Annotated in this window: 13 protein-coding genes; 4 read left to right on the top strand and 9 right to left on the bottom strand. The window is 41.2% G+C overall.

Translation table 11 applies throughout. The annotated features are described in order from the left end of the window. Window positions 1–169 precede the first annotated feature (169 nt). Window positions 170–1,228: an aromatic ring-hydroxylating dioxygenase subunit alpha gene (locus FTT63_RS11275; RefSeq protein WP_075168025.1), complete on the top strand. Its 1,059-nt coding sequence runs from the start codon at window positions 170–172 to the stop codon at window positions 1,226–1,228. A 141-nt stretch (window positions 1,229–1,369) separates the two neighbouring features. Here the strand turns inward: FTT63_RS11275 and FTT63_RS11270 are convergent, their stop codons facing one another. The 7 genes from FTT63_RS11270 to FTT63_RS11240 form a co-directional block, all read right to left on the bottom strand. After that, a complete protein-coding gene (locus FTT63_RS11270) occupies window positions 1,370–1,759 on the bottom strand; it encodes a PaaI family thioesterase (protein ID WP_075168024.1) in 390 nt (129 codons plus the stop codon). Window positions 1,760–1,806: 47 nt separating this feature from the next. Beyond that, on the bottom strand, window positions 1,807–2,343 hold the full coding sequence (locus tag FTT63_RS11265; protein WP_180192295.1) for a DUF3237 domain-containing protein: 537 nt from the start codon (window positions 2,341–2,343) through the stop codon (window positions 1,807–1,809). A gap of 52 nt (window positions 2,344–2,395) precedes the next feature. Continuing rightward, entirely contained in the window at window positions 2,396–3,649 is a 1,254-nt protein-coding gene (locus FTT63_RS11260; protein ID WP_171521976.1) for an OprD family porin, read from the bottom strand. A gap of 54 nt (window positions 3,650–3,703) precedes the next feature. Then, the gene (locus tag FTT63_RS11255; protein WP_180192294.1) at window positions 3,704–4,843 is read right to left on the bottom strand and encodes an acyl-CoA dehydrogenase family protein; all 1,140 of its coding nucleotides are present in this window, start codon (window positions 4,841–4,843) and stop codon (window positions 3,704–3,706) included. A 73-nt stretch (window positions 4,844–4,916) separates the two neighbouring features. Beyond that, window positions 4,917–6,803 (bottom strand): feruloyl-CoA synthase, encoded by a 1,887-nt coding sequence (locus FTT63_RS11250; RefSeq protein WP_180192293.1) that lies wholly within the window; start codon window positions 6,801–6,803, stop codon window positions 4,917–4,919. Between the two features lie 76 nt (window positions 6,804–6,879). Next, on the bottom strand, window positions 6,880–8,331 hold the full coding sequence (locus FTT63_RS11245) for an aldehyde dehydrogenase (protein WP_180192292.1): 1,452 nt from the start codon (window positions 8,329–8,331) through the stop codon (window positions 6,880–6,882). Between the two features lie 50 nt (window positions 8,332–8,381). Next, window positions 8,382–9,215, bottom strand: coding sequence for a p-hydroxycinnamoyl CoA hydratase/lyase (locus FTT63_RS11240; protein WP_119879487.1), 834 nt, complete (start codon window positions 9,213–9,215; stop codon window positions 8,382–8,384). Between the two features lie 261 nt (window positions 9,216–9,476). Here FTT63_RS11240 and mhpT point away from each other — a divergent pair, with 261 nt between their 5' ends. The 3 genes from mhpT to FTT63_RS11225 all read left to right on the top strand — a co-directional run bounded on the left by mhpT (window position 9,477) and on the right by FTT63_RS11225 (window position 12,087). Further along, window positions 9,477–10,715 (top strand): 3-(3-hydroxy-phenyl)propionate transporter MhpT, encoded by a 1,239-nt coding sequence (mhpT, locus tag FTT63_RS11235; RefSeq protein WP_180192291.1) that lies wholly within the window; start codon window positions 9,477–9,479, stop codon window positions 10,713–10,715. Window positions 10,716–10,786: 71 nt separating this feature from the next. Then, window positions 10,787–11,233: a MarR family winged helix-turn-helix transcriptional regulator gene (locus tag FTT63_RS11230; protein ID WP_180192290.1), complete on the top strand. Its 447-nt coding sequence runs from the start codon at window positions 10,787–10,789 to the stop codon at window positions 11,231–11,233. A 164-nt stretch (window positions 11,234–11,397) separates the two neighbouring features. Continuing rightward, entirely contained in the window at window positions 11,398–12,087 is a 690-nt protein-coding gene (locus FTT63_RS11225) for a GntR family transcriptional regulator (protein ID WP_004892390.1), read from the top strand. A gap of 108 nt (window positions 12,088–12,195) precedes the next feature. Here the strand turns inward: FTT63_RS11225 and FTT63_RS11220 are convergent, their stop codons facing one another. Further along, window positions 12,196–13,137, bottom strand: coding sequence for a PDR/VanB family oxidoreductase (locus tag FTT63_RS11220; protein WP_004892393.1), 942 nt, complete (start codon window positions 13,135–13,137; stop codon window positions 12,196–12,198). Between the two features lie 57 nt (window positions 13,138–13,194). Continuing rightward, entirely contained in the window at window positions 13,195–14,268 is a 1,074-nt protein-coding gene (locus FTT63_RS11215) for an aromatic ring-hydroxylating dioxygenase subunit alpha (protein ID WP_075168017.1), read from the bottom strand. Between the last annotated feature and the right edge of the window lie 139 nt (window positions 14,269–14,407).

Below are 14,407 nucleotides of genomic sequence, written 5' to 3'. Positions count from 1 at the left end.
GGATTGTTAATATTTTGTTGTCATGTCAACCAATTGGTTGACATGACAACTAATTTCTCCTATTTTTATTCATGTAGATCTTATTCTGTTTTAAAAAACTCGTAATTTTTCTTCAGGATAATTGTGTTTAAGGAAAGCATCAGAATCATTATAAAAAGGATGTAGTGCTATGAATAGTGGTCGTCAAATTAAGCTGGTAGATCAAGAAATCTCAACAAGAAGCCCTTTCCCAAAAGATCAGTGGTATATCATCGCACTCTCTAAAGAGCTACGAGATAATTTACTTGGGCGTAAAATTTTAAATATTCCAATGGTTATGTTTAGAGATAAAGAAGGCACAGCTGTTGCACTAGAGGACCGCTGCTGCCATAGGGGTATGCCGTTATCCCAAGGACTTTTGGAGCAGGGTAAAATTCGCTGTAGCTACCATGGATTGCTATATGATGAAAATGGACACTGTGTAGAGGTTCCAGGGCAAAATAGAATCCCTTCAAAAGCGAAAATCAAATCATTTTATCTTGAAGAAAAACAAGGTTTGATTTGGTTGTGGTATGGAAAAGAAGAAAGTGTACCTCTCATAGAAGCACCAGACTACCCATATCATGATGATCCAGATTACTTATATGATGGAGACCGATATCATTATCAGGCACCTTACCAGCTCATTCATGATAATTTAATGGACTTAAGTCATTTAGCCTATGTTCATTTAAAAACTATTGGTGGTAATGCAAAAGCTCATATGAATGCGACCATGAAAACCAAAGTGATAGGTAATCAAGTCATAGTCACACGGCATATGCTCGAATCGGACCCACCGCCAACCTACAGTATGGCTTATCCGTTTAAAAATAAAATAGACCGTTGGCAAGAAATTGATTTTCGAGTTTCTCATATCCGTATTTGGACAGGAGCCATAGAAGCAGGTGATGACTCCTTGGAAAATCCAGATCGTAAAGGATTTCATATGAGAGGGTTTCATGCAATTACGCCTGAAACAGAGAATTCTTGTCATTATTTTTGGACCATGTCGACTAATCCTAAACATGACCGCGAACATATTGCAAAGTTAGTCATTGATCAGACAAAACAGACTTTTGATGAAGATAAAGAAGTGATAGAAAACCAGTACAAGAACCTAGATGATTTTAATCATCCTGAGATGATCGGTATACATATTGATGTGGGTCTGACCCATGCCCGACGAATCATTCAGTCTTTAATTTAAACGTTAAAATAATAAGCTTTATCTATTTATGCTAATTGCAACAGTAGGTTATTTAGTTTCTAGCCTACTGTTGCAAATAACCCATTAACCATTTGAATTAGATAAAATAGCTATGATGATCAGCTAAATTTAAGGGTTAATTTAAGAAAGAATAATAAAAGAGGCACTGGTTTTTGCAACCAGTTTATTATGTTGCCATGCTTCACTTTCGATACTTAGAATTGTTTTTCCTTCTTTAACAAACCAGGCTTTTGCTTGTACCTCACCCACCTCGCAGGGTCTAAAAAAATCCATCGATAAATTAATCGTCGCGGCAGGTTTTGCAGTCTGATTCAGTGCTGCCAAAATACCCATTGCATCGTCAAGCATGGCACAAATCATACCGCCTTCTACACTACCACGCGGATTGGTAAAGCTCTCGAGTGCAGTATAACTCACGGCTATTTCACGCTTTTCTCTATCCCACTGAATATTATGCCCCCCCAATAAATGATGAATTGGTGGGAGATGTTCCAGAATCTTGTTTTCCATAGTGATTAATCCTTCAATTTTTATAAATACTAATTTTTCTAATTCTTTTATTTTAAGGTGAATGCATCATAAATCACCGCCTTACCTAAACGCATTGCACTGCCTACAGCTACGGTTTGGTTTAACCAGGCATATTGGGGTGCACTGGTCTCGAATTGCATAGTCAACTTGAAATAATACTGACTTGGATCGACATCTTTACCTGTACTTAACTGTTTTAAAATTTCAGGTGAAGCATGTCGGTAACCTTTAGTCTGTAAATAAATCAATGCGCCGTCATCAGTTTTCAAAAGATATCGTGTATCGATAATCGCTAGGCCTTTGCTATCTACGATTTGCCAGTCTGCGCCATTGTTGAGAATACGTCCTCTAAATGAAGGACCTTCAAAAGTGCCGCCAGTAATCGGAATAATCCGTCTTTGTCTCATATCTGCCGTTTTGCCTAACTCCCAAACTGGAGCATTTAATTCAACCTTGAAAGTGGCCAAGGGTTCAAGTTTAAGTGGTGGAGGGGAAAACTGTGTATCTGCATAACTGAGTACAGATAGATTTAGGCCGATCCAAATGCCAAATAAATATTTCATTTATCATCCTTTAAAATAAAAAAGGCCCTAAAAACTAGAGCCTTTGAAGGTATTATTTAAATTTCCATGTGTAATCAATATTAATACGGGTTTCATTAGCCGGTTTAATGTTGGCAGTAATTGGCATATCATTATCATAAATTGCATAACGTGCACGTAGCCCAAGGTTTTTCAGTGGGCCATTTTGCACGGTATAACCTATGTCAAAGTCGAGTTCATCTTCCTCAAAATCGGTCCCTCCGAGTTGCGGCGCATAAATATTGCTACCATGGGTATAACGAGTCATAAAACGTAAACCCGGAACATAATCTTTAAAGTCATATTCATAACGGGCACTATAAACACGTTCTTTGGCATTTAAGAATTCGCCGGTCCATGTATCGATGGTTAAGCCTGTTTCACCGCCAGTTAGATAAGGAAAGGCCGTGTCACCTAGATGATGGAAAGTCGAAAGAATAAATTTATGGTTTTGATGCTTTAGCTCTGAGTGGCTATGGATTAGATTATTATCTACTTTACCTGCTTTGGCAGCACCATCAGCATCACTCATATAATAACGTAGCTGGCTGGTCAGTGCGGTATCGTCATTAAAGGCATGCTTGTAGGTGACGCCCAATAATGATTGATGATACAGATCTTCGACATCCATATGGAAGGCTGTCAGTTTTAGCGGATAATTGTTGAGATTATAATGGCCACCAAGATAGTACAAATGATCTGTTTCAACCGATCTATAACGGCCGTTTACCCCAGAGATTTTAATGTTTTCATAATTGGTCGAATCACGGTGATTGACCTTGTCAATATAGGATGCTTGTAAATCGAGACCCTGCACATCTTTAGACTGAACTGCAACCCCGCGATAGGTTTGAGGTAACAGGCGCGCAGGGGAACCGACAAGTACTGGTGTCATCGGTTGTAATGTACCGATGCGGACTTCAGTTTGAGCAACTTTGGCTTTAGCTGTGATCCCAATTTCCCCATATTGATCTGCTGGCTCATTCGTTCTGGCATTACGTGGTAGGTTTCCTGTACCACCATACTTTGCATCGCCATCCAGCTTAAACCCGGCAGTGGCCAAAATGTCGATGCCAAATCCAATAGGACCTTCGGTATAGCCTGACTGAGCTTTGAAAATAAAACCTTGACTCCAGTCCCGGAGTGCCGGATAACGGTTTTCAACCTGGAAATCGCGATCAAAGTAGAAGTTGCGAGCCGTTAAATCCACTTTACTTTGCTCAATAAAACTATTGGCAAAAGCAGGTGTAGTTAAAAGAAAAAACGGTGTGATCCATAAATTTTTCATCATTATTTCATCCTGAAACATTATTGAAAATATTGTTTTTAAGTCATGCGTGTTTTATTTCCCCAAGAGTTCGCGTGCTACGATCTCCTTCATAATTTCATTGGTTCCCCCATAAATTTTTTGCACACGCGCATCGACAAAGAAGCGCGAAATTGGATATTCCTGCATATAGCCGTAGCCCCCAAACAGTTGCAGGAGCTGGTCAATGACTTCGCATTGGGTGTCAGTAATAAAACATTTCAATGCGGCCACTTCAGTCACACTTAGGACATCTTTGCTATATAGGTCTTTACAGCGTTCTACAAATGCTTCAGCTGCAAGTGCTTTAATTTGCGCTTGCGCAAGCACAAAACGTGTATTCTGGAATTGCGATAAAGCTTGACCAAAGGCTTTACGTTCAAGTACATACTCTTTGGTAATGTCAATGGCACCTTGGATTGCTCCAAGTGCCATGAGTGAAATGCTGAGACGTTCGCGTGGAAGTTCTTGCATCAGATAGCTAAAACCATGACCCTCTTGTCCCAAAAGTTGATTTTTAGGTACATAAACTTGGTCGAAAAACAGTTCAGCAGTGTCTTGAGCATGTAGTCCAATTTTTTTCAGGCCGCGTCCTTTTTTCACTCCATTTAAATGAGCATCAACGAGTAAAATGGAAATGCCTTTGGCACGTGCTTGCGGGTCAGTTTTTGCAACCAGTACGATTAAGTCGGCATGATGCCCATTAGAAATAAAGGTTTTAGAACCGTCTACTACATAATGATCACCATCTAAAATGGCTTGGGTGCGAATCGCTTGTAAATCTGAACCAGCATTGGCTTCGGTCATCGCGATCGCGGTCACTACCTCACCCGAGACCATCTTGGGTAACCAATATTGTTTTTGTTCTTCGCTACCAATATTTTGGATATAAGGGGAGACAAGTTCGCTTTGTCCTCCAATACCGACTGCCAAGGCAGTAAAACCAGCTTTGGCTGTTTCCTGGACCAACATTTGTGAATAGTGAATCGGTGCACCAAAGCCCCCGTATTCTTCAGGGACATCAACACATAAAAAGCCGTTTTCCCCAAGCTTGTGCCATAATTCACGTGGGATTAAGCCTTGTTCTTCCCAAGTTTCATAAAATGGTGCAACATGTTCTGCTAAAAAACGTTGATAATTATCACGAAATAGCTCGAAATCACTATCTTTTTGCATAGAATTATCCTTGATTTGGATGCAACTGCCCAAGCAGCGCTATAAAAAGCACTGCTAAATTCAGGGTAAGGGCTTATTGTTTAAGGGTTGGAATACGAATAATCAGTGGATTATTAACGTGTTTTTCATAAAGCTCCTGCACCATGGCAGCACGACGTTTTAAAATGCCACTCTGATTTAAGTTGCCTTTGTCAGTGGTTTCTCCGGCATCCAGCTGTGGAGCTTCTATCATTAAATACAGCATTGATACGGTATTTGAACTGCCAGTGGCGTCTTTATTGAAGTCCACCAGAAATTGTTTAAACCATTGCTGCACTTTAGGGTGGCTCAACACTTCTTGGGCCGTCGTGTGTTTAAGATCTAAACCGGCATGTTCAGCACAAGCTGAAAGTTTCGGAAAAATCAGAAAACCAATCGCATTCAGGTTAGAACCGGTAATGCAGACATCTTGAATCAGTAGATTGCCATTAATCAGGACTTTATTCCGTAAGGTGCCCACATTAACAAAGGTGCCGGTATTGAGTTTAAAGTCTTCGGCAATACGTCCGTCATACATAAGGCCTTGGCTTGGGTCGTTTGGATCAACAAGTTTTACAGCATCGCCGGTACGGTAAAACCCTTCTTCATCGAAAATATCAGCTTGTTGTTCTTGAGGCAGACGCCAATAATGTCTCATGACATTTTTGCCACGAACACAAAATTCAAGTTTATCGCCACATGGTGCCAGTTTGACTTCACAGCCCGGCGCTGGATAGCCAATAAAGCCTGCCATGACTTTAGGACCTGTAGTAAATACACAAGATGGCGCGGTTTCTGTCATGCCTAAGCCACTCATAATACGGATGCGTTCACCGCAATGGGCTTGTGCAATCTGATCTAGACGGTTCCAACCTGCTTCAGATAGTGCAGCTCCAGCAAAAAACAATACTTTGACACGGCTAAAGAATTTTTCACGGAGTTCAGCATCCTGTTCAAGTGCTACCGTGATTTCTTCCCAACCTTTCGGTACATTTAAATATACCGTTGGTGAAATTTCTTTCAGGTTACGAATAGTTTCATCCATTTTCCCCGGCACCGGTTTGCCATCATCAATATAAATCGTACCGCCATTATAGAGCGCAATTCCGACATTATGGCTCCCCCCGAAGGTATGATGCCATGCCAACCAATCGACCAAAATCGGTGGTGTTTCTTCAAATTCAGGGAAAGTTTGCAGCAACATTTGCTGATTAGTGCAGAGCATCAAATGTGTGGTCGGTACTGCCTTTGGCATTTTGGTCGAGCCAGAGGTAAATAAAAATTTGGCAATTTGATGTTCATCAATCGTTTCGTAGTGCGCTTTAATATCTGTAATTTCAGACTCAAGAAGCGTAGAGAAAGCAATACAAGTTTTTCCACCGAGTTTGCCAGAGTTTGTAATGACTTCAATATCATCAGCATTACGGCAGTGCTCAATGGCAGTAGCAAAATCCTCCCCATCATTGGCAAAAACTAAACCTGGCGTAAGGACATCAAAGATATGTTTGAGTTTGCCAAAATCTTTGGAAATTAAAGAATAAGCAGGGGAAATAGCTGAAAATGGGATCCCTGCAAGCATTGCGCCCATGGATAAGGTGAGGTGTTCGAGATCGTTACCAGACAAAATAACAATGGGACGTTCGGTCGATAAATGTGGATATTGTTTTAAGCTTTGGGCGATACGCCATGCACGATTCGCAGTTTCTGCATATGTCAGTTCAATCCATTGACCTGAACTATCACGTTTAGCGGCGAAGACACGGTTTGGGTGTGTTTCTGCGTACTGTAATAAACGATCAGTCAATTTTTGCGGATAAGGCTTAAGTTGTTCTTTGGGAGAAATGTATAAGACGTCATTCTTATATTCAACATGTGTTTCATGACTGCCTAATTTAACAAATCGTTCAGGATACTTATGTGATTGAACTGTCATGTGTGCCATTGTTATTACTCCATGTATTTTTATCTATTCTTTTTCAACGAAAAGAGTTGACTTCATGTCAACTCTCTTACTTTCGTTAAATTGGGTAGTGGCGTGGGCTGGTTTGTATGGTCACCCAACGTAATTCAGTAAACTCAGCCACAGAAACTTTACTGCCAAATCGTCCAGAACCACTTTGTTTGACACCACCAAATGGCATTTGTGCTTCATCATGTACAGTGGCACCATTGATATGGCAGATACCGGATTCAATCCGTTTTGCTACGGCAAGCGCCTGTGCTAAATCTTGGCTAAACACGGCTGCTGACAAACCAAATTCAGAATCATTTGCCAATTCTACGGCGTCATCAACTGTTTTAAAGCGTTGTACTGTGCAGACAGGACCGAACGATTCTTCGGCATAAATCTGCATTTCTTTGGTGACATCAACCACTATTGTAGGTTGCATAATAGCACCTTCAATGTCCAAACCAAGTGGTAAATTTGCACCTTTTTCACGTGCATCTTCAATTAACTTCCCAATACGTGCAGCTGCTTTTAAGCTTTCCAGTACACCAAGTGGGGCATCACTCTCAAGTGGATTGCCAGCGCGAATAGTTTTGACCTTCGCCACGAGTTTTTCGATAAAGGAATCAGCAATTTTTTCATCAACAAGAACACGTTCTGTCGACATACAGATTTGACCTTGGTTAAAGAATGCACCGAAGGTCACGGCATTGACCGCTTCATCGATGTCAGCTTGATCAAGCACAATTACAGGTGCTTTCCCACCAAGTTCGAGCAGGACCGGTTTTAAATATTTTGCCGCTGTTTCAGCAATAATTCGGCCCACATGGGTTGAACCGGTAAAATTAATACGCTTGGTTAGTGGGTGGCTAATTAAGCGTTCTACAATTTGAGGAGCATCTTGGGCCGCATGGGTGATGACATTGACTACCCCATCTCCAATCCCTGCTTCATGTAACACTTCACCAATCAGACGATGTGTTGCAGGACATGCTTCAGAGGCTTTAAGAACCACAGTGTTACCGCAGGCAAGAGGCATTGCTAAAGCACGTGTGGCAAGAATCACAGGGGCATTCCATGGTGCCATCCCAACGATGACACCACAGGGTACGCGAATACCCATCGCCATGTTGCCCGGCACATCTGATGGAATAATACTGCCATCAATCTGTGTGGTCATGGCTGCAGCTTCGCGTAGCATATTGGCTGCAAGGTGAACATTAAAACCATACCACGTTGCAGTTGAACCTATTTCATGAATCGCAGTCTGAATAAATTGTTCAGTTTTTTGATCCATCAGGTCGGCCGCTTTGAGTAATTTTAAACGTCGGTCTGTTGGGGAAAGGACAGACCATGTTTTAAATGCCTCGTGTGCGGATTCGATCGCACGATCAACATCATCTAGGGTTGCAGCAGCGCTAATTGAAGCAACTGAACCATCGATCGGACTGATTCTTTCAAAAGTTTGTCCTGAACTTGCTGCAACGGATTGACCGTGAATAAGTAACTGTACGTTTTGCATGGCAAATGTTTCCTTACATGTCCATCATGAAGACTAAATATTGAGACTGCTTAAGCAGGGCGTTTGTAAGCTTGAAGACCTGGTTTAATTGACTTGTCATCAAGGAATTGCTTCAAACCCTGTTCACGGCCACCTTCATCATCACGATGATTACATTGATCCAGTTTGGCATATAAGTAGTCTTCATTCTGTTCCCATGTCAGTTCACGACAACGTTTGAAACCATTTTTCGCAGTACGTAGTACAACTGGATTTTTCTCAAGTAAGTTGTTGGCAAGTTCAGTCACTTCAGCACGAAGTTGCGCAAGTGGAACACTCTTATTGACTAAGCCCATGTTGGCAGCCTCAACACCTGAGAAGGTTTTACCCGTCATGATGTAGTACATAGAAGTACGGTGGCCAACTGTATCCGCCATTGCTTTGCTTACCAAGTTGCCTGGTGGGATGCCCCAGTTGATTTCAGATAAACCAAAAGTTGCTTCGTCTGCTGCAATGGCAAGATCACATGCAACCAATGGAGAGAAACCGCCACCAAAGCACCAACCGTTTACCATGGCAATGGTTGGTTTTGAATAGAAACGAAGTAAATGCCACTGCCAGCGAGATGCATCACGGCGAATACGTTCCTGGAAAATCTCTGGTTGATTATCGACTTCGCGGAAATACTCTTTCAAATCCATGCCCGCTGTCCATGAATCACCAGCACCCGTCAAAACAAGCACTTTTGCTGCTGGGTCAAGTTCTAAAGTTTCGAGTACATCAATCATTTCTTTATTGAGGGTTGGACTCATTGCATTTTTCTTTTCTGGGCGATTTAAAGTCACCCATGCAATACCTGCATCAACTTGTACATCAACAGTTTCCCAGCGGTTTTGATAAGACATGTATTACTCCTTAATGTTCGTTTTATGTCCTGATGAGATTTAATTTAATATCAGTTAAACTTACATTCAAGCTTTATTTTGAATATTTTTAAAATAATATATAATTGATTGTAATTTAATAAAATAAATATTTAAATTGTAAAAAAATTAAAATATATATTGATTAAATTATAAGTTTAGGTGATATTTTTTGAGTTGCTTAGGACGGAAGGCAATACATAGGAAGTGTATGAGTTAAAAAATTCTAAAGGACAATAACGAATGGAACATAGTGTAAGTAGCAAAGGCAAAGCCACGCTTACACTCGTATTGTGTTTTGCGATAGCAGTGTTTGAAGGCTTTGATCTTCAATCGATGGGCGTCGCAGCACCACGGATGCGAGCGGAGTTTGGCCTGGACAATGCCCAAATGGCATGGGCATTCAGTGCAGCAATTTTGGGAACCTTACCAGGCGCAATCATTGGTGGACGGTTTGCAGACAAAATCGGGCGTAAAGCAGTTTTGTTAACAAGTATTTTAGTTTTTGGTGTTATGTCGGTGTTAACCGCCTATGCAGCAGACTATACCTTGTTACTGATTATTCGTTTCTTGACCGGTCTTGGGATGGGTGGTGCATTGCCAATGATGATTATTATGGCATCGGAAGCTGTGTCGGAGAAACATAAAGGGATTGCTGTCAGTATTATGTACAGTGGTATTCCATTTGGCGGTATGTTGACCTCATTTGTCGCGATGGCACTTGCAGGTGATGCGCAGTGGCGGCATATCTTCTATGTCGGTGGTTTTGCCCCGATTTTATTAATTCCTTTATTAATTAAATTTTTACCTGAATCGAAAGACTATTTGACAGCAGCGAAGCAAAAAAATTCGACACCATTCTTTGAAGTGCTGTTTGCCAAAGAACGTCGTTTCTCTACCATTCAGATCTGGGTCAGTTTCTTCTTTACCCTTGTGGTGCTGTACTTCCTGCTCAACTGGTTACCTCTGTTAATGGGTGCACAAGGCCTAGGTAAGACGGAAGCAAACTATGTTCAGATTGGCTATAATATTGGCGGTATATTTGGTTCGATTTTAATGGGCGTCTTGCTAGATAAAATTCGAATGAGTACTACGGTCAAACTGATTTACATTGGTATTCTAGTCTCGCTGTGTTGTCTGGCTATTTCACCAACCGTGGCATTACTTGTATTATCTGCTGTCGGATGTGGTCTATTTATTGTCGGTGGTCAGTCTGCATTGTATGGTCTTGCAGCCATGTTCTACCCAACTGAAATGCGTGGAACAGGGGTTGGTGCAGCAGTTGCAGTTGGTCGAATTGGTTCTTTTGCCGGGCCTCTTTTCGCAGGTATGCTGTTATCGCTCGGTTCAAGTTCAGCGATGGTCATTGGTGCAAGTATTCCACTGATTTTAATGGCAATGATCGCAGCGTTACTTTTGGTCCGTAAATCAAAAGTTTCACGGCAGGTCTCTGTATTAAATACGTCAACTCAAACTCAGTAATGTGATGACTTAAGTATGGCCAATTTGGCCATACTTTTTAATAGTTAGAATTTAAGGTTGAATTAAGTATTATGGAACATCAGTTAAATCGACTGCCAACCCTGAGCTATATGATAGCTCGTGTTGATCGTATTATCAGTAAATTACTGAATGAACGCTTAAAGCCTTTAGATATTACTTTGACTCAGTTCACAGCATTGTCAGTACTCGCGGCAAAAGGAAATCTCTCCAATGCCAAACTGGCGGAGCGTTCTTTTATCAAACCCCAATCAACTAATAAAATTCTACAGGATTTATTAAGTAGCGGCTGGATTAGTAAGGAATCGGACCCCTCTCATGGTCGTCGTATTCTTGTCAATGTCACTCAAGCAGGATTAAATAAATTAAGTGAGTGTCGGGCAGTCGTTCAGGAACTGGAACAAACGATGCTAAAAGGCGTGGATATTAATCTAGCCTTTTTGATCAGGAATAATCTTGAAATCATGGCCACTAATTTACAGCATTTTCAAGAAGAATAATTTTTTACATCATCAGGTCGGATTTGAGTTCGTCTAGCTAATTTTCAATGTCTATTCTTGAGGAAGCAACAACTTAATAAGCTGAATAGGATCTTCATGACTTCTGTTGAATTATTTTCATGCACCCGGTAGCATCAGCACACATATTATAAATGAGTAAGTCCATGTCATCAGGTCAGCAAGTACTGATTGAACTTAGAAAAATGATTATTTCAGGTGAAATTCCGGGCGGTGCTCGCATGGCTGAAATTCCAACAGCAGAAATGCTTGGAGTTTCACGTCAACCGGTGCGTATGGCATTTAAACTGCTTGAGCAAGAAGGATTATTATTAAAAAATCCAACCCGCGGCTATACAGTTAGAGAAATTTCTCCCAAGTTGATTCAGGATGCACTTGAGGTGCGAGGAGTGCTTGAAGGCCTGGCAGCAAAAAAACTGGCAGAAAAAGGGCTAAGCACGCAGCAAAAAGATCAGCTAATGCAGTGCATTACTCAAATAGAGCCAATATTTAAAAAAACTGAACTAAGTAATGAGGATATTGAAATCTATCATTATTACAATACCATTTTTCATAATACGATTATTCAAGGCTCAGATAATATCGCTATTGTGCAGGCTCTAAGTAAGAATAATCAGCTACCCATGGCTTCTGCCCAAGCCTTAACTTATGATAAAAATAATCCGCTCTCAGAAATTCGCCGTCTGCATCATGCCCATATTCAACACTGTGCCATTTTCAATGCTTTAAAAAATCGTGATTCAGCACGAGCAGAGAGTCTGATGCGTGAACATAGCCATGTAGTCACTCTGGGCGATATGATGCGTTCTATTTTTAATTCACATGCGCATTCCTAAGGTTAAGCCTTTTCTTTAAATAAAAAAATCCCTTCTGAGGGTGCAGAAGGGTGGAAAGTGGAGAAAGATTAAACTGCTATCTCATTAGAACTAGCAGTTTTTTATTTTTTAAAGATCAATAACTAGCATTTTAGATTTTGCACGCGAGCAGCATGGAGTAAATTGATCTTGTGCCGCCTGTTCTTCTTCAGTTAAATACATATCCCGGTGGTCAATTTCACCCTCTACTACCTTCACTAAGCAGGTACCACAAATACCCTGTTCGCAAGAAACAGGAATACTTACCCCAGCAGCTTCAAGTGCTTGTACAGCTGTTTGGTCTTGTGCAACATGGATCAGTTGGCCGGTTTTTTTAACTTTAATATTGAAACTACCATCTTCACTGGTATCAATTGCTGGAGCACTAAAGTGTTCTTTATGAATATGCGTCTCAGGCCAGGATTGCTGTTGGGCAGTCTGGATCACGAAATCCATAAAACCTTGTGGACCACATACATAAACATGATGTGCTAAGTCAGACTGAGCAAGCGCACTTAGTAAGTTGCAATGTGTGGCGGCTTCATCATCAATGTGCAGATGAACTGAATCACCTAGAAGATTGAGATCCTCATGAAAAGCCACTGCCGAACGGGTTTTAACAAAGTAAAACAGCTTGAAAGATTTTTTCAGTCGTTTTAACTCTTTGGCCATTGCCAGAATTGGTGTAATCCCAATCCCGCCTGCACATAGGACTGCATGTTCAAGCTCTGTATTCAGCTCAAACAGGTTACGGGGTTCACTAATCTGAATGCGTTGCCCCACCTGTAACTGTTCATGCATAAAGCGTGAGCCACCACGTGAGTTTGGATCATTCAGTACACCAATTACATAGCGGTGCTGTTCACTGCTGCAATTCGCCAAGGAATATTGGCGTATTAAGCCTTCGCCCATATATACATCAATATGAGCACCTGCTTTAAAAGGAGGTAGAGGCTCCCCATTACAACTCATGAGCTCAAATGAATTTATTTGAGAATTGTGTTGATGGATCTGATGAATGGTCACTTCCATGTGAGTGCCGCTCCTAAAATTTAAAAAATCAAAATACTGTTCTAAAACTTTAACTATTTAACCAAGCGTGACTGACGGAATCTGCTCTTTGCCTGCAATCTCGTTAACCTGTTCTTGGCTAATCAGACGATCAATCACTTTGCGTGCTTGCACTCCGCCTGCATCAATATTCAGCATCAGCAACTTGCGGTCAGGATAGCGGAGCAGGTTTTGTTGTTGCTGTTCCAGCATGTCCAGATCTTCAGAGAAAATCTTGCCTTGTCCTTCACGGATCTGATCTGTCAGTTCCGCATTCTCTGGCTGGAAGTGACGGGCCATACCCCAGAAATACCAGTGAGAGGTTTCTGTTTCAGGCGTAATAAAGTCCACCACAATAGAAGATACTTTATGCTCGGCAGCTGCCTGATAGCCACCTTTACCTGCATGTGCTACGCCAACTTCAATATGAACATTACTTGGCGCAAAGAAATGACAGATCTGCCAGCGGTCTACCGGAACATCATCAGCCAGATTGTTGCCTCTTAATGCCATTTGCCAGAATGGAGGTGCATAGATATTTTCCATATGGCGTTCTGTAATGACATGATCCCCATCTATACGAGTAGTAGGTGCTGCTTCATCAATTTCTTTTTGTCCAATACTGGCTGAGTGAACATAAGTTTCATGAGTAAGATCCATTAGATTGTCAATCATCAGACGATAATCGCAATTGATGTGGAACAATCCACCACCATATGCCCATTCAGGATTATCTGCCCATTCAAGTTCAGGTAACTGATCTTCACTTGCAAGTGACTGGTCACCTGGCCATACCCAGATAAAACCGAATTTCTCTACAACACTGAAACTCTTGTTACATGGAAAACCACGAACACGCTGTCCAGGCATAGCAACTGTCTTGCCATCACAGCCCATAACTAAGCCGTGATAACCACAAACTAGATTGCCATCCTCTACAAAGCCTAAAGAGAGTGGAGCACCGCGATGTGGGCAGAAGTCTTCTACTGCATAGACCTTATTTTCTTTACCACGATAAAACACCATCTTTTCACCACAGATCTGACGACCTAATGGCTTTTCGATAACTTCTTCAGGACGCGCTGCCACATACCAAGCATTTTTAATGAACATATTCTGATCTCCTTATCAATTGGATCCAATTTATGACTATTGATGCGAATAGTCAATATAAAATGTACAATAAAAGTATAAATTGGATCCATTTATAATAGTGAGGGGTAAAATCTGCTTTTATGATTTACTGATGCGT

Origin of the sequence: Acinetobacter sp. C15 (assembly GCF_013420645.1) — a bacterium.
GTDB lineage: Bacteria > Pseudomonadota > Gammaproteobacteria > Pseudomonadales > Moraxellaceae > Acinetobacter > Acinetobacter indicus.
The sequence above is the reverse complement of the archived record's forward strand: the minus strand, read 5'-3'. Positions and strand labels throughout refer to the sequence as shown.

Coding starts and splice junctions, on each gene's coding strand:
- FTT63_RS11275 (WP_075168025.1), top strand. CDS start 170: ATGAATAGTGGTCGTCAAATTAAGCTGGTAGATCAAGAAATCTCAACA.
- FTT63_RS11270 (WP_075168024.1), bottom strand. CDS start 1,759: ATGGAAAACAAGATTCTGGAACATCTCCCACCAATTCATCATTTATTG.
- FTT63_RS11265 (WP_180192295.1), bottom strand. CDS start 2,343: ATGAAATATTTATTTGGCATTTGGATCGGCCTAAATCTATCTGTACTC.
- FTT63_RS11260 (WP_171521976.1), bottom strand. CDS start 3,649: ATGAAAAATTTATGGATCACACCGTTTTTTCTTTTAACTACACCTGCT.
- FTT63_RS11255 (WP_180192294.1), bottom strand. CDS start 4,843: ATGCAAAAAGATAGTGATTTCGAGCTATTTCGTGATAATTATCAACGT.
- FTT63_RS11250 (WP_180192293.1), bottom strand. CDS start 6,803: ATGGCACACATGACAGTTCAATCACATAAGTATCCTGAACGATTTGTT.
- FTT63_RS11245 (WP_180192292.1), bottom strand. CDS start 8,331: ATGCAAAACGTACAGTTACTTATTCACGGTCAATCCGTTGCAGCAAGT.
- FTT63_RS11240 (WP_119879487.1), bottom strand. CDS start 9,215: ATGTCTTATCAAAACCGCTGGGAAACTGTTGATGTACAAGTTGATGCA.
- mhpT (WP_180192291.1), top strand. CDS start 9,477: ATGGAACATAGTGTAAGTAGCAAAGGCAAAGCCACGCTTACACTCGTA.
- FTT63_RS11230 (WP_180192290.1), top strand. CDS start 10,787: ATGGAACATCAGTTAAATCGACTGCCAACCCTGAGCTATATGATAGCT.
- FTT63_RS11225 (WP_004892390.1), top strand. CDS start 11,398: ATGTCATCAGGTCAGCAAGTACTGATTGAACTTAGAAAAATGATTATT.
- FTT63_RS11220 (WP_004892393.1), bottom strand. CDS start 13,137: ATGGAAGTGACCATTCATCAGATCCATCAACACAATTCTCAAATAAAT.
- FTT63_RS11215 (WP_075168017.1), bottom strand. CDS start 14,268: ATGTTCATTAAAAATGCTTGGTATGTGGCAGCGCGTCCTGAAGAAGTT.